The sequence below is a fragment of the Nocardia sp. NPDC058114 genome, from assembly GCF_042884695.1.
Taxonomy (GTDB): domain Bacteria; phylum Actinomycetota; class Actinomycetes; order Mycobacteriales; family Mycobacteriaceae; genus Nocardia.
Map to the genome: position 1 here is coordinate 65,190 of NZ_JBHVTK010000015.1, position 23,362 is coordinate 88,551.

The 23,362-nt window shown below is 67.7% G+C and carries 22 protein-coding genes; 11 read left to right on the top strand and 11 right to left on the bottom strand.

The genetic code is table 11. The annotated features are described in order from the left end of the window. Positions 1 to 117 precede the first annotated feature (117 nt). Together ACFVVI_RS33250 and ACFVVI_RS33255 are read left to right on the top strand one after the other, a co-directional pair. The gene (locus ACFVVI_RS33250; protein ID WP_387448636.1) at positions 118 to 744 is read left to right on the top strand and encodes an SgcJ/EcaC family oxidoreductase; all 627 of its coding nucleotides are present in this window, start codon (positions 118 to 120) and stop codon (positions 742 to 744) included. A gap of 92 nt (positions 745 to 836) precedes the next feature. Then, positions 837 to 1,487: a hypothetical protein gene (locus tag ACFVVI_RS33255; RefSeq protein WP_379313710.1), complete on the top strand. Its 651-nt coding sequence runs from the start codon at positions 837 to 839 to the stop codon at positions 1,485 to 1,487. 14 nt (positions 1,488 to 1,501) lie between these two features. Here ACFVVI_RS33255 and ACFVVI_RS33260 read toward each other — a convergent pair whose 3' ends face one another. Further along, on the bottom strand, positions 1,502 to 1,840 hold the full coding sequence (locus tag ACFVVI_RS33260) for a cupin domain-containing protein (protein ID WP_387448639.1): 339 nt from the start codon (positions 1,838 to 1,840) through the stop codon (positions 1,502 to 1,504). Between the two features lie 79 nt (positions 1,841 to 1,919). On the opposite strand from ACFVVI_RS33260, the gene ACFVVI_RS33265 reads away from it, so the two are divergent. The 3 genes from ACFVVI_RS33265 to ACFVVI_RS33275 are packed head-to-tail and all read left to right on the top strand — an operon-like array spanning position 1,920 to position 5,018. Continuing rightward, the gene (locus ACFVVI_RS33265) at positions 1,920 to 3,329 is read left to right on the top strand and encodes a PLP-dependent aminotransferase family protein (RefSeq protein ID WP_387448642.1); all 1,410 of its coding nucleotides are present in this window, start codon (positions 1,920 to 1,922) and stop codon (positions 3,327 to 3,329) included. 50 nt (positions 3,330 to 3,379) lie between these two features. Further along, positions 3,380 to 4,285 carry an alpha/beta hydrolase gene (locus tag ACFVVI_RS33270; RefSeq protein ID WP_387448645.1) on the top strand — a complete coding sequence of 302 codons (906 nt, stop codon included), beginning with the start codon at positions 3,380 to 3,382 and terminating at the stop codon, positions 4,283 to 4,285. Further along, on the top strand, positions 4,257 to 5,018 hold the full coding sequence (locus ACFVVI_RS33275; RefSeq protein WP_387448648.1) for a MerR family DNA-binding transcriptional regulator: 762 nt from the start codon (positions 4,257 to 4,259) through the stop codon (positions 5,016 to 5,018). Before ACFVVI_RS33270 ends, ACFVVI_RS33275 begins: the two co-directional genes overlap by 29 nt. Positions 5,019 to 5,062: 44 nt before the next feature. Here the strand turns inward: ACFVVI_RS33275 and ACFVVI_RS33280 are convergent, their stop codons facing one another. Then, a complete protein-coding gene (locus tag ACFVVI_RS33280) occupies positions 5,063 to 6,457 on the bottom strand; it encodes an MFS transporter (protein ID WP_387448651.1) in 1,395 nt (464 codons plus the stop codon). Positions 6,458 to 6,561: 104 nt separating this feature from the next. Here ACFVVI_RS33280 and ACFVVI_RS33285 point away from each other — a divergent pair, with 104 nt between their 5' ends. Both ACFVVI_RS33285 and ACFVVI_RS33290 read left to right on the top strand, forming a co-directional pair. Then, positions 6,562 to 7,116: a TetR/AcrR family transcriptional regulator gene (locus ACFVVI_RS33285; protein WP_378995120.1), complete on the top strand. Its 555-nt coding sequence runs from the start codon at positions 6,562 to 6,564 to the stop codon at positions 7,114 to 7,116. A 128-nt stretch (positions 7,117 to 7,244) separates the two neighbouring features. Further along, positions 7,245 to 8,714 carry an alpha/beta fold hydrolase gene (locus tag ACFVVI_RS33290; RefSeq protein ID WP_387448655.1) on the top strand — a complete coding sequence of 490 codons (1,470 nt, stop codon included), beginning with the start codon at positions 7,245 to 7,247 and terminating at the stop codon, positions 8,712 to 8,714. Between the two features lie 17 nt (positions 8,715 to 8,731). On the opposite strand, the gene ACFVVI_RS33295 is transcribed toward ACFVVI_RS33290, so the two are convergent. Continuing rightward, positions 8,732 to 9,610: an alpha/beta fold hydrolase gene (locus tag ACFVVI_RS33295; protein ID WP_387448658.1), complete on the bottom strand. Its 879-nt coding sequence runs from the start codon at positions 9,608 to 9,610 to the stop codon at positions 8,732 to 8,734. Between the two features lie 110 nt (positions 9,611 to 9,720). Between ACFVVI_RS33295 and ACFVVI_RS33300 the strand changes: the two genes are divergently transcribed. Further along, complete coding sequence (locus tag ACFVVI_RS33300) at positions 9,721 to 11,712, top strand: BTAD domain-containing putative transcriptional regulator (RefSeq protein WP_387448661.1); 1,992 nt, start codon at positions 9,721 to 9,723, stop codon at positions 11,710 to 11,712. Between the two features lie 36 nt (positions 11,713 to 11,748). Here ACFVVI_RS33300 and ACFVVI_RS33305 read toward each other — a convergent pair whose 3' ends face one another. From ACFVVI_RS33305 to ACFVVI_RS33320, 4 genes are read right to left on the bottom strand one after another with little or no spacing between them, the layout of a single operon-like run. Then, positions 11,749 to 13,233, bottom strand: coding sequence for a flavin-containing monooxygenase (locus ACFVVI_RS33305; protein ID WP_387448664.1), 1,485 nt, complete (start codon positions 13,231 to 13,233; stop codon positions 11,749 to 11,751). After that, complete coding sequence (locus ACFVVI_RS33310) at positions 13,230 to 13,778, bottom strand: NAD(P)/FAD-dependent oxidoreductase (protein WP_387448667.1); 549 nt, start codon at positions 13,776 to 13,778, stop codon at positions 13,230 to 13,232. The genes ACFVVI_RS33305 and ACFVVI_RS33310 overlap by 4 nt, the downstream gene beginning before the upstream one ends. Further along, complete coding sequence (locus ACFVVI_RS33315; RefSeq protein WP_387448670.1) at positions 13,775 to 14,701, bottom strand: ferritin-like domain-containing protein; 927 nt, start codon at positions 14,699 to 14,701, stop codon at positions 13,775 to 13,777. The genes ACFVVI_RS33310 and ACFVVI_RS33315 overlap by 4 nt, the downstream gene beginning before the upstream one ends. A 23-nt stretch (positions 14,702 to 14,724) precedes the next feature. Further along, positions 14,725 to 15,561 carry an SDR family NAD(P)-dependent oxidoreductase gene (locus ACFVVI_RS33320; protein WP_379313059.1) on the bottom strand — a complete coding sequence of 279 codons (837 nt, stop codon included), beginning with the start codon at positions 15,559 to 15,561 and terminating at the stop codon, positions 14,725 to 14,727. A 102-nt stretch (positions 15,562 to 15,663) separates the two neighbouring features. Here ACFVVI_RS33320 and ACFVVI_RS33325 point away from each other — a divergent pair, with 102 nt between their 5' ends. Beyond that, positions 15,664 to 16,311, top strand: a complete 648-nt coding sequence (locus tag ACFVVI_RS33325; RefSeq protein ID WP_378995136.1) for a TetR/AcrR family transcriptional regulator — start codon at positions 15,664 to 15,666, stop codon at positions 16,309 to 16,311. 46 nt (positions 16,312 to 16,357) lie between these two features. Here the strand turns inward: ACFVVI_RS33325 and ACFVVI_RS33330 are convergent, their stop codons facing one another. Both ACFVVI_RS33330 and ACFVVI_RS33335 read right to left on the bottom strand, forming a co-directional pair. After that, a complete protein-coding gene (locus ACFVVI_RS33330; RefSeq protein WP_387448674.1) occupies positions 16,358 to 17,362 on the bottom strand; it encodes a phosphotransferase family protein in 1,005 nt (334 codons plus the stop codon). Positions 17,363 to 17,373: 11 nt separating this feature from the next. Then, on the bottom strand, positions 17,374 to 18,582 hold the full coding sequence (locus ACFVVI_RS33335; RefSeq protein WP_378995140.1) for an acyl-CoA dehydrogenase family protein: 1,209 nt from the start codon (positions 18,580 to 18,582) through the stop codon (positions 17,374 to 17,376). 129 nt (positions 18,583 to 18,711) lie between these two features. Here ACFVVI_RS33335 and ACFVVI_RS33340 point away from each other — a divergent pair, with 129 nt between their 5' ends. Beyond that, on the top strand, positions 18,712 to 19,641 hold the full coding sequence (locus ACFVVI_RS33340) for a TetR family transcriptional regulator (RefSeq protein WP_387448677.1): 930 nt from the start codon (positions 18,712 to 18,714) through the stop codon (positions 19,639 to 19,641). A 19-nt stretch (positions 19,642 to 19,660) separates the two neighbouring features. On the opposite strand, the gene ACFVVI_RS33345 is transcribed toward ACFVVI_RS33340, so the two are convergent. Both ACFVVI_RS33345 and ACFVVI_RS33350 read right to left on the bottom strand, forming a co-directional pair. Beyond that, positions 19,661 to 21,235: a sugar porter family MFS transporter gene (locus tag ACFVVI_RS33345; protein ID WP_387448680.1), complete on the bottom strand. Its 1,575-nt coding sequence runs from the start codon at positions 21,233 to 21,235 to the stop codon at positions 19,661 to 19,663. Between the two features lie 316 nt (positions 21,236 to 21,551). Further along, entirely contained in the window at positions 21,552 to 21,842 is a 291-nt protein-coding gene (locus ACFVVI_RS33350) for a hypothetical protein (protein ID WP_387448683.1), read from the bottom strand. Between the two features lie 585 nt (positions 21,843 to 22,427). Between ACFVVI_RS33350 and ACFVVI_RS33355 the strand changes: the two genes are divergently transcribed. Then, complete coding sequence (locus ACFVVI_RS33355; RefSeq protein WP_387448686.1) at positions 22,428 to 23,243, top strand: SAM-dependent methyltransferase; 816 nt, start codon at positions 22,428 to 22,430, stop codon at positions 23,241 to 23,243. Positions 23,244 to 23,362 lie beyond the last annotated feature (119 nt).

Below are 23,362 nucleotides of genomic sequence, written 5' to 3' on the forward strand. Positions count from 1 at the left end.
ACAAGACTTCTTGTTCATATGTTCACCACTCGCCGTTGACAAGCGATCAATCGTGCCCATATTCTCTTCCTATACGCAGATACTTCTTTCAGGCAGAGTTAATCGAGAGGCGCCCCCATGACCACCATCGCCACCATCCGCCCCACCAAATCCCGACGGCGCACCATCGGGCGAGCGCTCGGTGCCACCACCCTCGTGCTCGGCCTTGCCGGCGCCGCCGGCTACCTGTGGCTGGGCTACACCTCCGAGGTGCGCAACATCGGCGTCACCGAGTGCGCGAGCCTCGTCCCCGACGGCGGCACCGAATCCGATCTGCGTGCGGTGTGCGCCACGCTCAGCGCGATGACCGCCGCCTGGGACCGCAACGACGCCGATGCCTTCGGCGCCACGTTCACCGAAAATGCTACCTACACAACGTTTATCGGCACCCACTACCAGGGCCGCGCGGATCTGACCGAGGCGCATCGCGCACTGTTCAACGGCTTCCTGAAAGGCTCCAAGCTCGCGGACTCCTTCCTCGATGCCCGCTTCTACGGCGCCGACGTCGCCATCGTCACCAGCCGCGGCGACCGCTACGACGACGACAAGCCCGCCGAACTGTCCAAGACCCAGACCTACACCCTGGTGCGCGAACCCGACGACCAGTGGCGCATCGCGGCCTTCCACAACACCCAGCGTCAGCCCAGGATGGAGCGGATCTCGTTCCTCTTCGACCCGGCAACCAAACCGACAGCCGAACGATGAACACCGATCACCTTGTGCGAGTGGACAACCGGCGCGGGGTAGAGTGCGCGTGAACGTTACAGGGGTGTCGGCGCTCGATTCGGGGGAATACGGTGGACGAAGTCTTGGCCTTGATCGGGGTGGGTGGTCTGATCCCCACGATGATCGCCGCGGTGTCTGCGTGGTTCTCCGCGACATTCAGTCGCCGCGTCAGCAAGCGGGCCATCGAAGTCACCATGACCGGCGACACCGCTGCCCCGGTCGTCTCGGAACCGGCGGATCCGGCCACCGGCGACACCGGGACGCCGCGTCGTCGAACAGAGGAATACCTTCGCCAGGTACGCAGCGCGATGGCGCAGAGCACGGCGTTCTTCTGGGCGTACATGATCAGCGGTTGCTGCGGCGTGGTGGTGGTTCTCGCCGCGGCGTCGATGGTGGCGTTCGGCAATCGCGACGCCGCCGCCGCGACCTCGATCATGGGCGCGGTGCCGGTCGGGATCACCGCGCTGTTCTACAAGCGTTCCACCGACCTCGACAAGATCGTGGGCGAGAACCTCACCCGCTTGAGCAAAGCCGACGAGATCGCCGAGGCCAACCGTGCCGCCCACGATGTGGTGTCGCGGATGGGCGTCGGTGCCGATCAGGATCGGCTCCTGGCGATGATCGGTGTGCGGCAGCTCTTTCCCTCCGCCACACCCACCGAGGTGGCCGAACTCCTTCGCACGGTGCCCGTCGAAGCCGGGACGGTGACCTCGCGGGTGTGACGTGCGCACGGCGTTCAGTTGCCGTACTGCGCGGTCTCCGGGCGCTCGATCAAGAGTACGTGCGCGACTTCGTCGGCGACCGGCCGGTGCCGAATTCCCTTGGGCACCACGAACAATTCGCCGGGTCGCAGGATCACGGGTGCGCGGTCTGCCAGTTCGACGCGGAACGTGCCGTCCCAGCAGAGGAAGAGTTCGTCTTCGTCGTGGTGGTGCCAGGGAAACTCACCCGCCAGCCGGGCGACGCGGACGACGGTGTCGTTGACCGTTGCCAGCTCGTGCTGCTGGAACGGGCCGGGCAGGGCTGCGATGGCCGCGGGGATCGAGACGGAACCGGTGGTGCTCGAGGCTGTCATGGTGATCATCGTCGGGCCGCGCGGGGCGACGATCCAGCGCCAATCGAGCATAATTGGTCTGCCTATGGAACCAATTGACGTGACAGATCGGCTCGGCCGCTGGTCGGCGGGGCGTGGGCCGCTGTATGCCCTGCTCGCGGCGGGGTTGCGCGCGCTGATCGAGGACGGCGAACTGGCGCCGGGGGTGCTGCTGCCGCCGGATCGGACACTCGCCGTCGCCTTGTCGGTCGGGCGGAGCACCGTGGTAGCGGCCTACGACCTGCTGCAGGACGAAGGCCGGATCGTGCGGCGGCAGGGCAGCGGCACCCGGGTCGCGGGGACCCCACGGATCGACCCGCCGGCGACCACGAGTGAGCCGATGTTTCTCGACCTGCTCGAGCCGCGATCCGACGTGATCTCGCTGGCCTGCGCGGCACCGGACCGGCCGCCGGTCGAGCTGGCCGAGTCCTACGCGGCGATGCTGCCCGCGTTGGCCGCGACGACCGACGACATCGGCTACTACCCGTCGGGCCATCCGACGCTTCGGGAGGCCGTCGCCGAGTACTACCGGGGGCGCGGGCTGCCGACCGAGGCCGGGCAGATCCTCGTCACCGCCGGCGGGCAACAAGCGCTGTCGTTGCTCGCCCGGGCTTACCTTCGGCCCGGCGATCACGTCCTCGTGGAAGCCCCGACCTACCCGGGGGCGTTGGAAGCCTTTCGCGCGGAGGCAGCGGTCGTCTCCGGACTGCCGCCCGGACTGCACGGTTTCGCGGGCGCGATCCGAGACCGTCGGCCCGCACTCGCCTACGTGATCCCCACCTTTCAGAACCCGACAGGGTCGGTGCTTTCCACGCTCGTGCGCCGCGGTCTCGCGGAAAAATCAGCAGCAGAAGGGATTCCGCTGATCGATGACGAGGTGCTCGCCGAACTCGGTTTCCCGGGCCAGGAGACTCCGCCGCCCCTTGCCGTGTTCGCCGACACCGTGATCACCGTCGGTTCGCTGAGCAAGAGCGTCTGGGGCGGACTACGTATCGGCTGGATACGCGCGGCGACCCCCGTCGTGGCCAAGCTCGCCAGACTGCGCGCGGTGCACGATCTCGGCGGCAATCTTCCTGCCCAGCTGGCCGCGGCCGAGCTACTCCCCCGCCGCGACGGCATGCTGCGCACCCAGGCCGCCGAACGCGAGCGCCGCCACGACCACCTGTGTGCCGAGCTCGCGCGCCGGATTCCCGAATGGGAAGTGGCGCGGGTCCGGGGCGGACAGACGCTCTGGATCCGGCTACCGCACGGTGATGGCGCCTCCTTCGCACAAGCCGCACTGCGACACCGTATTTCGATCCTGGCCGGCGGCGGGCTCGATCCGACCGGCGGCAGCGACCGTTATCTGCGGATCCACTTCCTGCATCCGCTGGAGACCCTCACCACCGCAGTCGATCGCCTCGCGCAAGCGTGGCGTACCTACCGCCCGCCGACCACACTCACTGCCGCCGCGCCGCCGCTCGCGCTGTAGCCGACGCAGAGGTTGACCTTGACGCAGCGTCAGGGTTGCACCCTTGTCGCATGACGAACAACGACATCTCCTCGACGAAGCCCGCACCGCCGGTCGGCGGGTTCACCGAGATCGACGGCAATCGCCTTTTCGTCCATCGGTCGGGCAGTGGTGGACCGGCGGTGGTCTTCCTGCCCGGCGCGAGTGCGGTCGGCCTCGACTATTTCGGTGTGCAGCAGCAGGTTTCGCAGTTCACCAGCGCCGTGGTGTACGACCGCGGCGGCACCGGCTACAGCGATCCCCTGCCCCTGCCCCGCACCGCCACCGCGGTCGCCACAGAATTGCACCAGCTGCTGGGCACTCTCGACGAACTCTCTGGTCCTTATGTTCTCGCTGCCCACTCACTCGGATGCCTCTACGCGCACCGGTTCGCGCAGCTGTACCCGCAACACGTGGCCGGACTGGTCTGGATGGACGGCTTGCACCGAGACTGGGACCAGTTCATGCCACCGGCGATGGGACTGGCCGCGGCCGCGACGCCTGCACCCGATGCCGAGCAGCTCGAACGCCTGCGTACAACCCTTCGCGAAATGGCCGCCGGGCTGCTCGCGGACTACCCGGAACCGGTGCGGCGAGCATTGACGGAGGCGAAGGCGAGCGACGAGTGGATCCGGGCGGGCTTCGCCGAGCGCAATGGGTTGCCGGAACTGGCCGCCGAATTGCACGCCGGGCCCAACATTCCCGATATTCCGCTGGTGGCGCTCAGTGTGCTGGGCCCGGACCCGCACCAGCCGCCCGAGGCGCTGGCCGAGATCCACGACGGCAGGCGGCGAATGGACGCGGCGATGGTGCGCGGGGTTTCCCAGGGGCAACAGCGCATTCTCTCCGACACCGTGCACCACCGGCTCTGCTTCGATCGCCCCGATGCCGTGGTCGAGGCGATCCGCGATGTCATCGACCAGGTTCGTCGCCGCTAGGATCGGCGCGGTGCTCACCATCGGCCAACTCGCGGCGACCGCCGGCGTGACCGTGCGCACCGTACGCCACTACCACCAGGTCGGCCTGTTGCCCGAGCCCGAGCGCGACGCCTCCGGCTATCGCCGCTACCCCGCGCAGGCGGCGGTCGATCTCATCCGGATCAGAACCCTCGCCGACGCGGGCGTTCCGCTGTCCCGGATCGACGCGCTGCTCCACGCCCAACCGGCCGAATTCGCCACGGCCATCAGCGAGATCGACACCGCGCTCGGGCGCAAGATCGATCAGCTCGCCGAGTACCGCCACCGAATCGCCGAACTGGCAAGCGGCGAAAGCCTTTTCCTCCCCGGCGAGGTGGTCGCCCTGCTGAACCGGATGCGCGGTCTCGGCATCAGCGACCAACGGATACGCCTCGAGCGTGACGCCTGGATCTTGTTGCACGCGTTGGACGCCGACGCGATCCCGCACCGGGTCCGGGAGAAGAACGCCGAATTCGACGACCCGGAAACCATCCGCCTGTACCGCGCGGTCGATGAATCGGTCGACTGGCACCCCCACGACCCACGCCTCGACCGCCTCATCGACGACCTCGACGCCTGGGAAATCGCCCACACCCGCGGCCCCACCCGCTCCACCGAACTGGTCGCTTCCCGCATCGCGGAGTCCACCCCCGCCTGGCAACGCATCGTCGACGCACTCACCCACCGCGCCGAACACCGCGCCTCCGGAACCTGACCCGATTGCGCGGTCGGTATCACGCTGGCCCGGTCCGCGTCGGATCACTGCGCCGCGCTGCGACGCGGCACGTAGCGCACGCTCAGCACGGCGATCGCGACGAAACACACGGCTGTCAGAATGATCCCGATGCGCGCACCGATGATCGGATCCGGAGCAGCCAGGCACCCACCCAACAGTGCGATCCCGATCGCCATTCCGACCTGACGCGAGGTGTTGAGGACTCCAGATGCGAGACCGGCACAGCGCGGCTCCGCGGAGGCCATCGCCGCACCGTTGCAGCTGGGCCCGAACAGTCCGCAGCCGAATCCGACGACCGCGGAGCCGAACAGCACGGCGGGCCACCTGTCCGGCTCTCCCACCGCCGAACACATGACAGCCCCGACCCCAGCGGTGAGGGACCCCGTGATCAGCAACCACCTCATCCCACGGTCCGCCCACCGGCGGTTGAGTACCAGGGTCGCGAACGTCCACAGAACAGCGAACGGCAGGAAGAACAATCCAGTGGTGCGGGCGTCGTAGCCCCACTGTGTCTGCAGGAACACCGCGAGCATGAATTGCAGGCCGTAGGCGCCGAATTGGAAAGCGAACCCGTTCGCGATCGAAGCGGAGAAGGGTGCGCTGCGCAACATCGTCAACGGCAGGACCGGCGACGGAACCCGCGATTCGGCTCCGACGAACCCCACCAGGAAGAGCACGGACGCGGCAAGAAGTACCAGCGTCAACGGCGACGACCAGCCACGTTCACCCCCTTCGATCAGACCGCCGACGAGTGCCCCCAGACCCGCGATCGCCAGGAGTTGGCCTGTCCAGTCGAAGGATCCGTCGTCACGGCGTGCGGTTTCGGCGATGTGCCGCCAGGTCAGCCACAGCGCCGTCGCTCCGATCGGCACGTTGAGCAAGAAGATGGATCGCCAGCCCAGTACCTCGGTGAGCAGTCCGCCACCGATCGGCCCGGCAACCAGTGCGACACCGCCGGTCGCGCCCCACACGGTGATCGCGCGTGCGCGCTGCGTCGCGTCCGGATACATCCGGGCGATGATCGCCAGCGTGGTGGGCAGGACTCCGGCGGCGAAGATCCCTTGAACGCACCGCGCGACGAGGAGCACCGGCAAGGTCGCACTCACAGCGCAGATCAGCGACGCGACGGTGAATCCGCCCAGCGCCCAGGCGAACACCCGGCGCGCGCCGAGCCGATCAGCCAGCGTTCCCGCGCTGAGCAGCAGCGCGGCCAGCGGAATTGTGTAGACGTTCACCAACCACTGCACGGCCACCATCGACCCGCCTGTCTCGGCCCGAATCGACGGCAACGCGATATTCAGCGCGCTGCCGTCCAGCAGAATCATGAAGAACCCCAGGCAGAGTGCGGCCAGGGCGGCGGTTGTGTTCGGCGACCGCTCGCGACTCCTGCCCGACTGCGCGGACTCGTCCGCTGTCACAGACGCCCGTTCCGAACCCGCTGCCCCCATCGCGCCGCCTTTCGTCAATCCTGTACCTATGAGTACAAATCGCCACTGTACCTACTAATAGGTACAGTTGGGCGATGACCGCGTCCGAGCGATTGATCGAGAGCATGCACACCCTGCTGTGGGAACGCGGCTACTCGGGCACGAGTCCGCGAGCGGTCCAAGAGCTCGCCGGTGCCGGACAAGGCAGCATGTACCACCATTTTCGCAGCAAGGCGGCCCTGGCCGTCGCTGCCGAGCTGCAGATGAGCGACGAGCTGAAACACCAGATCACCGCCCGGCTGGACAGCGGGTCCACCACCCGCGAGAAAGTCTCGGCATTCTTGACCCTCGACGAAAATGTGCTGCGCGGTTGCCGACTCGGGCGGCTCGTCCAAGACGCGGCAGTGGTGGACGACGATTCGCTACGAGAGCCGATAGCCACGACGTTCGACTGGATCCAGGATCAGATCCGGCAAGTCCTCGCCGAGGGCAGACGAAACGGGGAACTCGACCCGAACCTGGATGTCGACGACCTCGCCGCCACGATTCTCGCTGTCCGACAGGGCGCCTATGTCCTTGCTCGCGGCGCACAGTCGAGCGAACCGTTTCGCCGGGCCACCCGGGGCATCCTCCAACTTCTGCCGCGATAGCCGAGGCCACACGCCGTCCCGCACGGTGCCCTGGATGCCACGCCCGGCCAGTTCGGCGTTGATCACGCCCGGCGAACAGTTGATCATGGATCCGTCTACGAAATATGTTCAGAGAGGCCGGTTTCGACATGGCGGTAGTGACCGTCCCACATATCAGGCACAGGGTCGTCGAGGTCGACGGGGTGCGGGTCTTCTATCGAGAGACCGGACCCGCGAACGCACCGACACTGCTTCTCCTGCACGGCTTTCCGTCGGCCTCGCACCAGTTCCGACGGCTCATGGACGCCCTCGGTGGCCGATTCCGGCTGATCGCCCCCGACTATCCCGGTTTCGGGCACACCGAGGTCCCCGACGGTTTCGTCTACTCCTTCGAACGGCTGGCCGACATCGTCGAAGGCTTCGTCGACGCGATCGGCCTGGACCGATTCGTGCTGTACGCCTTCGATTTCGGCGGACCGGTCGGCCTGCGCCTGGCCACCCGCCGCCCCGCGCGGATCGCGGGTCTGATCGTGCAGAACGCGAACACCTACGACGAAGGCCTGTCCGACATGGCACGCGCGATGACCGCGAACAAGCCGGGACAGCCGGGCGCGCAGGACAACGTTCGCCAGATCCTCGAACTGCCCGTCACCCGCGGCCAATACGAGGGCGGCACCACCGATCTCGAACTCGTCGCACCCGACGGCTGGACCCTGGACCAGCATTTTCTCGACCTCCCCGGCCGCAAGGACGCGCAGGTACACCTGGCCCTCGACTACCACACCAATGTGGCGCTCTACCCGGTGTGGCAGCAGTGGTTGCGCGAGCACCGGCCGCCGACGCTGGTGCTGTGGGGTCGCAATGACGCCTTCTTCCCCGAGGCGGGCGCCAACGCCTACCTCCGCGATCTCCCCGACGCCACCATCCACCTCTTCGAGACCGGCCATTTCGCGCTCGAGGAGAACCTTCCCGAAATCGCCCCGCTCATCAGTGATTTCGTGGACGGTCTGCGCCGGCGCCAGCCGATGAGGATCGCTGTCATCGGCGCCACGGGCAATCTCGGCGGTGCGGTTGTCCGCGCGGCGACCGCTCGCGGTATGCAGGTCACCGCGCTCGGCCGGGACACGGTGGATGTCACCGACGCGGCCTCGGTCAAGAATGCCGTCGCGGGACACGACGCCGTCGTCGCGGCGGTCAAGGGCGATGACCGACTGGTGCCGCGTGGCGCCGAGACCCTCCTGGCTGCCCTGCCCCTCGCCGGGGTCGACCGCCTGGTGTTCCTCGGCGGTGGCGGCAGCCTCGAATACGCACCGGGACAGCGTTTCCTCGATTCTGCCGAGTTCCCCGCCCAGTACCTGGAGACGGCCCGTGACCAGAGCGAGGCGCTGGAAATTCTGCGTGCCGCCGACTCCCCGGTCCGGTGGTCCTACGTCAGCCCGCCGCCGGTGCACCTGGTCCCCGGCGAGGCGACCGGCGTCTATCGGGCCGAGGCTCGCGACACCCCGATCGTGGACGCCGCTGGTGAAAGCCGGATCAACGTGGGCGATTACGCGAGCGCGATCGTCGACGCGCTGGAAGACAACACTTTCGTCGGCCTGCGCTTCACCGTCTCGTACTGAGCGGTGCCGCGCCGACCTCAGCGCCGGAGAAGCTCGCGCAGGGCGGCGGTGACGGTCCGGGGGTCCTCCTCGGCCATGAAGTGACCCGCGTCGACGGTGCGGTGGTCGAGGTCGGGCGCCCAGCTCGACCACAGTGCCGCCGCTTCGTATCCGAGCGCGGCACCCCAGTCCTGCTGCATGACCGTGACGGGCATGGACAGTCTGGCGCCTGCCGCGCGGTCGGCGCGGTCGTGGTCGATATCGATGGTTGCCGAGGCACGATAGTCGGCCACGATCGAGGGGACAGCGTCGCGACAGGCGTCGAGGTACGCGGCGCGCACGGGCGCGGGGATCGCGTCCGGAGTCTTCGCCCACTGGTCGAGGAAGTAGGCGAAGAACGCGTCGGCGCCGGCGGCGATCATCTGTTCTGGCAGTCCGGGCGGCTGCGCCATCAGGTACAGGTGGAATCCGACGGCGGCGGTCGAGCCGTGCAGCACGTCCCACATGTCGAGTGTGGGCAGCACGTCCAAGCAGGCGAGATGGGTGACCGCGTCGGGGTGGTCGAGCCCGGCGCGGAAGGCCACCAAGGCGCCGCGGTCGTGACCGGCGAGCGCGAAGCGGTCGTGACCGAAGACAGCGGCGGCGGCGACGATGTCGGCGGCCATACTCCGCTTGGAGTAGGTGCCGGTGGCGGCTGCTGCGGGTTTGTCGCTGTCGCCGTAGCCGCGCAGGTCGGGGACTATCACTGTGTGGTCGGCCGCCAGGTCGGCGGCGACGTGACGCCACATCAGGTGGGTCTGTGGGAAGCCGTGCAGCAGCACGATCGGGGTTCCCGCACCGGCGACGGCGACGTTGAGGGCGACATCGTCGGCGACCGGGACGCGGTGGTAGTCGAAACCGGGAATGGTGCGGGTCATCGCGTGGGCTCTCGCTTCGTTCGAAGGGTGTTCCGCGGGGTCTGCGCGGATCGAGTTCGAGCGTGCGGTGTCGTGATGAGCAGCCGATGAACGCGCACTACATTGGCCTGATGCGGTTTCAGGTGCTCGGACCGGTCATCGCGCACGACGACCGCGGTGCGCCGGTCGCGCTGCGCGGTCCGCGCTACCGCGAGGTGCTGGCACGGCTGATCCTCGCGCACCGGCGGGTCGTTCCGGTCGGTCGCCTGGTCGAGGATCTGTGGGACGAGCCGCCCCCGAACGCGGTGGGTGCGGTCCGTACCTTCGTCGCCGGATTGCGGCGAGCACTGGAACCGGATCGTCCGCCCCGCACCCCGCCACGACTGCTCGTCACCGAGGGGCTCGGTTACGCACTGCGACCCGAACCGGCGGATGTCGACGCGTGGCGATTCGACGATGCGGTGCGTTCGGCGGCAACCCTGCCGCCGGAAGCGTCGTTCTCGCTGCTCACCGCCGCACTGAGCTGGTGGCAAGGGCCTGCCTATACCGACTTCGCCGACGCCGGATGGGCGCAGGCCGAACGGTCGCGGCTCACCGAGCAGCGGTTGCTGGCCGTCGAGCGTCGTGGGGCGGCGCAATTGGCACTGGGTGCCGCCGCCGCCGCGGTTCCCGACCTCGACGCGCACGTCGCCGAACATCCCTGGCGTGAAGACGCGTGGGGGCTGCTGGCCACGGCCCTCTACCGTTCGGGCCGCCAGGCCGACGCGCTCGCGGTCCTCGCCAGGGCGCGGCGGATGCTGGCCGAGGATCTGGGCATCGACCCCGGACCGGCGTTGCGCCGCCTCGAACACGACCTGCTCCGCCAGGCCGACTACCTCGACCCGGTCGCGACCGACCCCACGGTACGGGTGTGGGAACAGGCGCGTGCCGCCTACGACAGCGCGGTCCCACCGCGTACGAGGACGCGGCTGGAATCGACCGCGGGCCTGATGCGCGATCTCGCGGTCACGGGTGGCGGCGGCCTGGCGGCCGCACGCGCCCACCGAATTTCGGCGGTGGTCGCCGCCGACGACCTCGGTGACGCCGAGCTGACCGCGCGGGTGATCGGCATCTACGACGTCCCCGCGATCTGGACCCGCTCCGACGACCCGGCGCAGGATCGACGCCTCGTGGGTATCGCCGAGAAGACACTCCTGCGCCTGCCCGCCCACGATGATGCCGATCGAGCCAGGCTGCTGGCGACCATCGCTGTCGAATCGCGCGGCGCTCTGCCGGTGGACGATCCGACCGAGGCGGGACTGCGCCCGCTGCGTGCCGCCCGCCAGGCCGAGGAGATCGCCCGGCGTCTGCACGACCCCGCCCTGCTGGCCTTCGCACTCAACGGTGTGTTCATGCAGAGCTTCCAGCGAGCGGGACTGGCGCACCGGCGCGACGCGGTCGGCACCGAGATCATCGCGGTGGCGGCCACCAGCAAACTCGCGACCTACGAGGTTCTCGGCCACCTCATCCTCATCCAAACACGATGCGCCTCAGCGGATTACACGGGCGCCGACCGACACGCCGATGCCGCGGACGCGCTCGCGCGGCGTTATGAATTGCCGCTGGTGGAGGTGTTCACCACCTGGTACCGCGCCTTACGGACCAGTGCGACAACAGACCTCGCGGTTGCGGAAGCCGCGTACGCAACGGCGGCCGCCTCACTCACCGGAGCAGGCATGCCGGGACTCGACCGTGGCCTGTTGCCACTGGCGCAGCTCAGCCTGGCTCTGCGGCGGCGCGAGACCGGCAGGATCGCCACAATCGACCCCGAGACGGACTGGGGTCCCTATAAAACCTGGGTCGAACCCATCCTCCTCGTCACGCGGGGCGAGCTCGACGGTGCGCGAGAGGCCTTGCGCACCATGACATCCCCGCCGCGCGACCTGCTGTTCGAAGCACTGTGGGCCATCGTGGCACACGCGGCCACCGCCGTCGGCGATCGCGAGACCATGCGCCGAGCCCGGACCCAGCTGGCCCCCGCGGCGGCCGAAACAACAGCGCAGAGTGGACTTCTCAGCGTAGGCCCGGTTCGCACCTACCTCGACGAGATCGATGCGGCGCTGCTGCGATCGCCGGCCGGATGAGGCCGAACTGCGCGCCGCCCGAGCCGGCCGATGCGATCAGGAGAAGACATAGTCGGTGAGTGGGAAATGACTACTGCGCCAAGCAGATTCGATGGTGGAGGTGGGCCGTAGGGGGACGTCGCCGTGTTTGTCGAAATAGTAACTGTTGGCGGTGACGCAGCTTTCGTCCCAGAACACCTGGCCGCCGCGGCGGGCGAGCATCTCACGGAAGTAGCGGTCGTTGGCTTCCTCGGTGACCTCGATGCGGTCCGCGTCGTTGGCCCTGGCGTGGTGCAGGCAGCGCAAAATGTGGCGGGTCTGGTTCTCGATCAGGGTGAAATAGGAGGCCCCGTTGTAGCCGTAGGGGCCGATGATGGAGAAGAAGTTCGGGAAGCCGGGGACGCTCACACCCTCGTAGGCTTGCAGCCGGTTCTCGTCCCACCAGGTCTCCAGATCGCGGCCACCGACGCCGTGCAGGTCATAGGTCGGCATATTGCCCGATTCCATGACCTTGAAGCCGGTGGCGAGGATCAGCACGTCGGCGCGATGTTCGGCACCCGTGGCGGTGCGCACGCCGGTGGCGGTGATCTCGTTGATCGCCGCGGTTTCCAGGGTCACGTTCGCTCGGTTGAAGGTCGACAGATAGTCGTTGGAGAAGCTCGGCCGTTTGCACCCGAGGGCGTATCGCGGGGTCAGCGCGTCCCGGACGACGGGGTCTTTCACTTGACGCCGCAGGTGGGCCAGGCCCGCGCGTTCGCCGATGGCGGCGGTGGGCAGCGAGCGGTGATAGTGGGCGGCGAGCGGGAAGGTGACCTCCACGTAGGTCTGACTCACCAGGCGGGTCACGGTCCGTCCGCCGGGGACCTTCAGCGCCAGCCGGGCGGCGAGCGGCAGCGGCAGGTCCGGGCGCGGCAGGCACCAGATCGGCGTGCGCTGGAACACCGTCAGATGTTGCACCTGCGAGGCGATCTCCGGGATCACCTGGACCGCCGAGGCGCCGGTGCCGATGATCGCCACCCGCTTGCCCCGCAGGTCCTGGCGATGATCCCAGCGCGAGGTGTGCATGGTCGCGCCCGCGAAGCCTTCGATGCCGGGGATATCGGGCAGTTTGGGGCGGGTGAGCACACCGGTCGCGCTGATCACGAACCGTGCGGTCAGATCGTCGCCGTCGGTGGTGTGCAGCACCCAGCGGTCGGCCCGCTCGTCGAAATCCGCGCCGACCACGGTGGTACCGAAGCGGATGTGCGGGCGGAGTTCGTACTTGTCCACGCACGATTCGGCATAGGCCTTGAGTTCGCGACCGGGCGCGTAGACCCGTGACCAATCGGTGCGCTGTTCGAAGGAGAACTGGTAGCTGAACGACGGGATATCCACGGCGACACCGGGATAGGTGTTCCAGTGCCAGGTGCCGCCCACGCCGTCGGCCTCGTCGATGATCACGAAGTCGTCGAACCCGGCCTTGCGCAACTCGATCGCCACGCCGATGCCGGAGAAGCCGGCGCCCACGATGACGATCTCGTGGTCGATTCCCTTGGTGCTCATGCGATCTCCTTCACGAGTGCGGCCGACGGATGCAGGCGGCGGGGCCGGGCGACGGTGCGCACGACACAACCCGCGTCCTCGGCGTAGACGATGCTGTCCACCTGATGCTCGATGCCGTCGACGGTGCGCACGCCCAGCGGCACCAACCGTGCGATCGGCCAGGTCACCAGGGTGCAGTGCGGTTGCCGCAGGGTGCGGTAGTAGCTGTTGTGCACCGCGACGCCCGCGGTGTCGTCCGGTGTCAGGCGGTGGCGCAACCACGAATCACGCACCTGGACACGCAGATTGACACCGGCGATGAGTCGCAGGAGTCTTTGCGGCATCGCCGCGGCAGGCAGCGGAACGCGCGGGAGCACCCACACCGCCTCGGTCTGGAACACCGTCACCCGTGCGGCCTCGGCGGCGATACCGGGCAGCAGGCGCGCGGCGGCCGCCCCGCTACCGATGATCGCGACCCGCTGACCGGTGAACTCGTGCCGGGGCGCGAAGGCTGTGCGGTGCACCTGGGAACCGGTGAAGGTGTCGGCGAAACGCAGCGTCGTCATTTCGCCACCGGTTCGTAGGTGAGCTCGTCGGACCAGGACGGCCTGCGGCCGAGCACCCGGATCGGGAACCGATCGATGCAGGCGTTGGACACATCGGCCAGTAACTGGAACGGCTGACGACGGTGAATCGTGGCCTTCCCGTGCATCTTCACCACGTGGTAGAGCGGGAGCTTGCGGATGGCCGGGCTGCGCTGCCCCACGTTCTCGAACCGGCGCACCGCCAGCCACAGCTTCTCCTCGTCGAGGCCCAGCGCCATGATGTTGGTCGACATCCGTGACAGCAGTGGCGCGTACAGCAACGCGCCGAGCACGAACGAGGGGCGCACCGCGAAACCGGCTGTCTCGATGACGGTTCGGCGCAGCGGTCCCGCGCCGAGTTGTTCGAGAACCTGGAAACCTACTGCGAGGTGACGGGATTCGTCGCTGTTGATGTGCCGGAACACCTCGTGGCACACCGGGTCGTCGACCTCGTCGAGCAGGAACTTCACCAGCGCGCCGTCGAGGGCGGTCTCCAGTGACGGGATGACGGTGCCGAGCACGGGCAGGGTCAGCTGGTCGGCGTAGCGGTCGAGCCAGCTGATGACGAGGCGAATGTTCTTGTTGGGCAACGGCATCGCCTCGCCGTCGGGGAGCATGCCCCAGCGGCGCATCAGCGCCAGTTCCGCGTTGGCGTGCTTTTGTTCCTCGGCGTGGAAGTACCGGTAGATCTCCCGCAGTGGGCCGGGTGGCGCCTGGCGGGTCAGGGCGGCGAAGCCGCGCGCGCCGACGTGTTCGATCCACACCAGGTCGGCCATGAAGGTGGCCAATCGCGGGCGTTGCTCGTCGGTGATGGTGTCGGCGCCCGGTGCGTCCCAGTCGATATCGGCCAGCGCCCACTGCTTGGCGCGAATCGTGGCGAGCATGTCGGGGTAGGCGAACGTCATTGTTCGATCTCCTTCGGTGTGGATCAGCGCACGACCCGCTCCAGCAGGCCCGCCGAACGGGTGTAGGTCGCGGGTAGCCAGCGTTTGGCCTGCCACAGCACCTTGGCCTCGAGCTGCGGCACCACATACAGCTCGCCGCGGTCCACCGCGTCCAGCGTGGTGCGGGCGATGGCGGCGGGCGCGCGGCCGGTCCAGCGCAGCAGCAGCCCGCCGAGCCGCTCGGCGGTGTCGTCCATCGGCGAATCCGCGGTCATGATATTGGTTTTCACGCCGGTCGGGCACAGCACCGTGACGCCGACGCCGGTGCCGGCCAACTCGGCCGACATCGTCTCCGACAGCGCCAGCACACCCGCCTTGCTGACGTTGTAGGCGGCCATCCGCGGTGCCGCGCCGAACGCGGCCGCCGAGGCGACGTTCACCAGCGACCCGTGCCCAGCCGCACGCAGGATCGGCGCGAAGACATGGCAGCCGTGGATCACGCCCCAGAGATTCACCCCGAGCGTGCGGTGCCAGTCGTCGAGGGCGAACTCGCCGACCACCGGTCCGCCCGCGCCGATGCCCGCGTTGTTGACGACAACGGTGGGCGGGCCGCCGAACCAATCCTGCGCGGTGGCCGCCAGCTGTTCGACCTCGTCGATCACGGTGACATCGCAACGGGTACCGATCGCCTCGGCGCCCGCCGCCTCCACCAGTTCAGCGGTTTCGGCCGCACGGTCGGGGTCGATATCGGAGCACACGACGCGCCCGCCTCGACGACCAAGTTCGACGGCGAACGCACGTCCGATTCCGCTGCCCGCGCCGGTCACCACAGCATCGGCGGCAGCGGTTCGGCGGTGTCCGCCGAAGGGGAACAATCGCATGGCAACTCCCGGGTCGACCCAGCGAGGCTCTAATTGGTGGCATCTGCCACCATTGGCCGCACCTGACACCAATTAGGCGCGCGGAGGAGTACTTTGTCAACCATGGATGTGCGCGCACCGGCACGGACCTGGGGCGGGCGGACCGCCGAGGAGCGCAGGGCGCAGCGGCGGATCGGCCTGGTCGAGGCCGCCCTCGATATCTGGCTCGACCACGGCTGGGCCGCGGTGACCATGCGCGGTGTCTGCCAGCGGGCCTCGCTCAACGATCGCTACTTCTACGAGCACTTCGCCGACCGCGACGAACTACTGGCCGAGGTCTGGGACGAGGTGTGCGCCGGGGTGTTCGCCGAACTGGCGAGCGTCGTCGCCGAGAACGCCGACCGGACCCCCCTCGAGATCACCCGCGCGGCCATCGCCTGCGCCGTCGGATTGCAGACCGATCTGCGCGGTCGTGCCCGGATTCTGCTGGCCGATCACGCGGGCAGCGCCGTGCTCGAACAGCGCCGCAAGACCATGCTCACCGACGCGACCGATCTGCTCATCGCCGCCGCGTGGCCCTACCTGCGCCCCGACGTCGACGAAACCGCCATGCGGATGAGCACATTGGCCGGCATCGGCGGCTTCATCGAGCTACTGTCCGCATGGCGTTCCGGTGTGCTCGACGTGGACGCCGAGCGCATCGTCGATCACACCAGCGCGATCGCGGCGCAACTCGGCGCGATGTTCCTGCCCCCGGAGATCATCGGATGATTCGCGCCGCCCGCCGGGCAGCGTTCGGCGCGACCGCGCGGCGGTATTACGCGGATCCTTTCAGCGCGCGCAAGCCGGCCGCCATGAACTCCGGGGTGGCCTCGGCGGCCCGGTCGGCGGCGGAACCGGTGTCGGAACCCTGATGGGCGCGATGGGTGATGCCCTCGCCGATGATGCCGAGTTTGAAGTTGGCCAGCGCGAGGTAGAAGCCCCAGTTGTCGAGCTCGCGCCCGGACGCGGTGGCGTAGGCCTGGGCGAGAGTGTCGGCGCTCGGTAGGCGCGGGCTGGTCCACGCCGCACGGGTCCCGAGGATCACGTCGAAGATCGGCGACCGGTAGACGCACATCAGGGCGACATCGGTGAGCGGGTCACCGAGGGTGGACAGCTCCCAATCGACCACGGCACGAACCTTTTCCGGTTCGGCGCTGTCGAGGATCGTATTGTCGATGCGGAAGTCCCCGTGCACGATCGAGGCCGATGTCTCCGGCGGGATCGCGGCGGCCAGTGCGGCATGCAGGGCTGCCACATCCGCGAGCTCGCGGGTTTTGACCCGCTCCCACTGGGATGCCCAGAGCTTGACCTGCCGGGCCACGAAACCGGTCGGCCTGCCGAATGATTCGAGACCGACAGCGCCCGGGTCCACCGCGTGCAGATCGGCGAGGACGCGGACCAGCGCGCGCACACTCGAATCCACCTGTTCATCGGTGAGCGCGGCCAGGTCGTCCTGGTCGCGAAACACCGTCCCGTCGACGAACTCGACGACGGTCATCGGCGCGCCCAGCGCGGATCCGGTCGCGTCGAAGGCGAGCGTTCTCGCCACGGGCACAGCCGATGTCTGCAACGCGCTGGTGACGGTGTACTCGCGGGCCATATCGTGCGCGGACGGGGTGAGCCCGGCGACCGGCGGGCGGCGCACCACCCAGCGCGAGACGTCATCGGCGGCGGCGAAGGTCAGATTCGACCGGCCCCCACTGATCAGTTCGACGCGCAGCTCGCCTTCCACCTCGACGCCGTTGGCGCGCAGGAACTGTTCCAGTGCGGCGATGTCCATGCCCGGCAGTGTCATTCGGAGTCCCGCTTCGTCCGCTTGGCGGCGCTCACCGCGCGTTTGGCGATGGCCCAGCGATGCACCTCGGAGGGACCGTCGTAGATCCGGAACGGGCGCACCTCGCGCGAGAGTCGCGCCAGCGGCAGATCGGCGGAGACGCCGAGCCCGCCACACATCTGCATACTCCGGTCGACGATGCGGAAGATCGCCTCGGCGGCATAGGTTTTCGCGATCGAGGTGGCATTCGCGGCGGGCTCGCCACGGTCGAGTTCCCAGCAGGCACGGGTCAGCAGTGCGCGGGTGGCGGCGATGTCGATCTCGTTGTCGGCGATCATCTTCTGGACCATGCCGAGGTCGCCGAGGCGCGAACCGAAGCCCTCGCGGTGCGCCACGTGCGCGACCGCGACGTCATGACCGCGACGCGCGGCGCCGAGCCAGCGCATCACATGGGTCATGCGGGCGGGGCCGAGCCGCACCTGGGCGTATTCGAAGCCTCGGTCGACTTCGCCCAGTACCGCGGACTCCGGGACGAGAAGGTCGTCGAAGAAGACCTCGCAGTGGCCACCGATCATCGACTTGTCGAGGGTGTCCAGATGGCGGCCGACCCGAATGCCCGGGCTGTCGGCGGGTGCCAGGAACATCGTGGCGCCACCGCGCCGGCCCGGCTCGCCCGAAGTGCGGGCCATGATGATGAAGAACCCCGCCCCGTCGGCGCCGGTGATGAACCATTTGTGGCCGGTGATGCGCCAACCGCCGTCGGCACGGACCGCGCGGGTGCTCAGCGCGGAGGGGTCCGAGCCCGCACCCGGCGCCGGCTCGGTCATGGCGAAGGCCGAGCGCACCTCGCCGCGAGCGAGCGGGGCGAGGAACTGCTGTTTCTGCTCCGGGTCGGCGATATGGGCGAGCATGTGCACATTGCCCTCGTCGGGGGCGGCGATATTGAGGGCCGTCGGGCCGAACAGCGAGTAGCCCGCCTCCTCGAACACCGGGGCACGGTTCGACATGTCCAGACCGTGGCCACCGTATTCGAGCGGCGCGTGCGGGGCGAAGACACCGGCGTCACGGGCGGCCTGCTGGAGTTCGAGGCGCAGCTTCTCGCCACCGGCCGCGGCGATGTCGCCGTCGTGCGCGTCTTCGACCGGGAGCACGTGGTCGCGGACGAAGGTACGGGTGCGGTCGGCCAGCCGCTGCACCTCGGACGGATAGGACAGGTCGATCGGCACGGGTCCGCTCCTCGGCTCGGTTGCCGAACGATCGCTCGGCAAATATCTGTTACGACAGTCGCACGCGCGTATTCATGCTGTCAACAAGCCCGGTAAAGCCAAGATGCATGTTCAGCTATTCTGAACATCATGGATTCGACGGCAGCCGAACAGCAGGCGGTGGGAGCGCGGGTGCGTCAGACGAGGACCGCGGCGGGGTTGTCACTCCGGGCGACCGCCCAGCGAATCGGGGTCAGCGCGGCCACGCTGAGCGCCATCGAGACAGGCAAGACCGGCGCGTCGGTTCCGCGCCTGCGATCCCTCGCCGCCGAACTGGGCACGACGGTGGCCTGGCTGATCGGCGACCGGCGCACCACCGGCGCTGCTCCCCCCGAACCGCGCGCGACCGATTCGCGCCCCACCCACCTCGCCGGGAGCCCCGCCCACGGCGAAACCGGATCGCCCGACTCCGGCGCACCGGACTCCTGGCGTGAGTTCCCGCCCCTGGATCTCGACCCGGTGCTCGCCGCCGCCATCGATTCCTTCGTCGAGACCGGCTATCACGGCGCCACGATGCGCTCGATCGCCGCGCGGGCCGGCATGAGCGTGCCCGGTGTCTACCACCACTACCGCGACAAACAAGACCTGCTGGTCCGCGCACTCGACCTGACCATGGACGAATTGCACCGGCGGGTGCGCGCGGCACGCCTCGACGGCACGAACGGCCGCGAACGAGTGAGCCGTGTCGTCGAAGCGCTCGCCCTGTTCCACACGCACCACCGCGAACTCGCCTTCATCGGCGCCAGCGAGATGCGCAGCCTGAACTCCGCCGATCGCGACCGGATCACCTCCTCCCGCAACGAGATCCAATACCTTCTCGATGCCGACATCGACGCCGCGCTGACCGAGGCGAACCGATCGACCGCCCAGGCCCGCCACGCGGGACGTGCCATCGCGACGATGTGTACCGCACTGCCCCAGTGGTTCCGGCTCGACGGCCCGTCCTCTCCCGAACAGATCGCCGCCGCCTACGCGGACTTCGCCCTCGGCCTGCTCGGCGTGGTCGGCCGGCACCGATAGCGGAACCGTGGGACGGGCTTCAGCTCTCCGCCTTGCTGGTGATGTCGTCGAGGGACTCACCCATGGTCTCGGGCACCCGGCGATAGCAGAACACCAGCGACAGCGCGGAAACGACCGCGAAGAGGAAGAACATCGTCGACGCTCCCCAGAGTTCGCCCAGCGGCGGGAACACCAGGGAGACAGTGAAATTGCCCATCCAGATGAGGAAGGTGCAGATACTCATCGCGGTGGCGCGGATCGGGGCGGGGAAGATCTCCGAGATCAGCAACCAGGTGGGCACCCCGACGCCGAGCTGGAAGGCACAGACGTACACGATCATCAATGTCACCAGCACATAGCCGGTGGCAGTGCTCTGCGTGAGACGTTCCATCAGACCCATACCGACCAACGCGACGACCATGATCGCCAGACCGAGGAACATCGGTGGGCGCCTGCCGATCTTGTCGACCAGGCTCATGCCGAGCATCACGCCGATCACCGCGCCGACACCGATGCCGATCGACGAGGTGATCGCCGCATTGTCACCCATCCCCGCCTGAGCGAGAGTGGACGGTGCGTAGTAGATGACGGTATTGACGCCGACGAATTGCTGAATCAACGCCAATCCGATTCCGGTGTAGAACAGCGCACGCACCTTCGGTTTCCGCAACTGGTCGCTCAAACTGTCCTTGACCGCCGCATCGGCAGCCTCGGACTGTTCGATCTCGGCGATCGTCGGCTCGACATTCTCCGGGTAATAAGACCGTTCGAGCACTTTCTTCGCATCGGCGGTACGACCCTGTTTCAGATACCACCGTGGTGAATCGGGCATGAAATACATGCCGATCACGAGCGCCGCCGCCGGAATCGCCGCCATCGCGAGCATGAGCCGCCAGTTCCCGGTCGGGGCGAGCAGCGCGTTGACGATGTAGGCGAGCAGCTGCCCGCTGGCGATCATCAGCGAGTTCATCGACACCAGGCGCCCGCGATAGGTCGGCGGGGAGATCTCGGAAACGTACATGGGGACCACCAGCGAGGCCGTACCGACAGCGACGCCGAGGACAAGGCGGGTGATGATCATGACCGTGGCATCGGGCGCCAGCGCCTGGGCGAGCGCGCCGAGGAAGAACAGGGCGCCCGCGAACAGCAGCGTCGTCCGCCTGCCCCACCGGTCGGCCATCCAGCCGCCGGTGATCGAGCCGATCGCGGCGCCGATGAGCAGCGAACTCGTGATGACGCCGACCTGGGTCTGGCTCAGTGCGAAATCAGGCGTGAGGTAGACGAGCACGCCGGAGATGACGCCGGTGTCGTAGCCGAACAGCGCGCCGCCGAGCGCGGCGATGACGACGACAGTGAGCACGAACTTCTTGATCCTGGCCCGCATCGCCGCCCGCTCCGGGGAATCGGGTGGCGTCTCGACCGCTGATTCGGTGGCAGGGGACACCATCACCGTCTCCGGTCCGTCCTGGACGGTGTGCGGTACCCGGACCGAGGTATCGGTATCCGGCCCGATCAGGCGTCCGCCGGAAACCTGCGCCACAGGCACGGTGGAGTTCAAGACGGCGCCGCGCCGCTCCGGCTCCTTATCGGTGGATCCACAAGGGGAATCGGGCATGTCCACACCTCCGCCGGATGGAGTAGGTCGATTCCTGCACCTTAATCGAGCGCGGAAGGGTTCGCGATAGCTCGAAATCCACGGATATTGCGTCCACAAATCAGAGGTAAGGGCGATCGGGGAATGTATCCCACCCCCTGCGTGGGATACATTCCCCGATCAACACACTCTTATCGGAATCGCCGCCGACCGAAATACTCACCGTTTGCCCGGATCGGAGAAAGTGTCGCGTAGCTGTCCGACACCATCCATCCGTCAAACCGCAATCACCGGATGCCGCTTTTGCCGGGTTGTCACGAATCTCGTCGACACTCGGCTATCGACGATGCAGCGACCGGACGGTGGCCGCACCCCAGAGCATCAGGCTCGCGGCCGCGGCCATATAGAGGAAGTAGGCCAGCACAACCAGGACGGACCCGTAGTTGCCTACCCAGTCACTCAGTCGCAGCAGGCCGACCACACCGAGGCCGAGCAGGATCAGCCCGAGGATCAGCCCCGGCATCGCCAGCGGCGCGATGGGCGATTCGATCGCGGAGGTAGAGGAGACGCGGCGGCCTCGCTCGGTAACTGACAGATTGCTGTTCGATTCGAAGTAGATGCTGCTCATAACAACACGTCCCCTTCCGGACAGCCGCCCCGACACGGCCGATAAGTGATCTATACCGGATCTTTCGATGACCGCCACGCCGCAGCGGAAGTGCGGGTCGTCCGCGACCCCGGATCCCTGTCGACCCGGTCCCTGATCACGAACGGTTAACGTTCAGCAATTACAAGCTTGCCAGCCGGGCCAAACAGAGAAAAGATGGTGTGATCTGCATCACATCGAACTCCTGTGCGACACGATCTGATAACGTGCGTTACATTTCGTCGGAATACGGGCCGGAACTGGCGAAAACCTCACGCAACTGGGCATCTGTTCAATAAGCCGACACTGCTGTCATTTATCGAACCGTTACGGCCCTGACGTGGGAAAACACACACTCCCGCCTCCCGCGATCCAGTTGGTACCTCCCCGAGCCACCGACACGGCACCGTGACGGAAACCGCTCAGCGAACGCGCTCCTTCACCCGAAATCACCACGCCCCGAACAACTTCGGTGTCGACGCCACACAGAAACCGTGCCGAGACGCGGAAGTTCTCCTACCATGGGCCACGTCCCGCACCGCAGCACCGTACGAGGGGTCGTCGAGGATGAGCGACAACGCGCATGTGATCGACCAATCCAAGCCGAGCATCGCCCGTGTCTACGACTATCTACTCGGCGGCAAGGACAACTACGAGGTCGACCGCGCCGTCGGTGACCACTTCAAGGTGAACCTGCCCGGCTCGGTCGACATCGCGTCCACCAACCGCCGAGCCCTCACCCGTGCGGTGCGGGCCATGGCCGAGGCCGGGCTGACCCAGTTCCTCGACTTCGGCAGCGGGCTGCCCACCGCCGACAACGTGCACCAGGTCGCCCAGTCGATCGATCCCGACACCCGCGTGGTCTACATCGACAACGACCCGATCGTGCTCGCCCATGGTCGCGCACTGCTGGCGACCAACGACCACACCACCGTGATCCACGCCGACGTCCGCGATTCCGCGGCGATCAGGGCCGATCCCGAGGTCGCCCGGCTGATCGACTTCGACAAGCCGGTCGGGCTCATCTTCAGCGCGATCCTGCACCACCTCAACGACGAGGAGGACCCGCAGTCGGTGGTCGCGTACTGGGCGGAACAGATTCCCGTCGGCTCGCGCGTGTTCATCTCTCACTTCCGCTCCGGCGACAACGCCGAGACCATCGAGGCCGAGTCCAAGCTGCAGTCGACCTTCGGGCGCGGCCGGTGGCGCACCGACGCGGAGATCACCGCGCTGTTCGGTGATCTGCGCGTGCAGGCCCCCGGCGTGGTCGCCGCGGCCCGCTGGCATCAGGTGAACGAGGATTCCGCACATATCGGCGCACCCGATCGGGACCTGTCGGTCTGGGAGGAACTGATCGTCTCGGCGATCGCCGAGAAGCGGTAGGACCGATCGCCGAGGCTCGAAACTTTCCGGCCGCGACTTCTGCGTGGGTTCGAACGAGGGAACGCGTCACGTCGGCTATCTTGATCTAGTTTTTCGATGCTGCTGGATCGTTCGTGTCG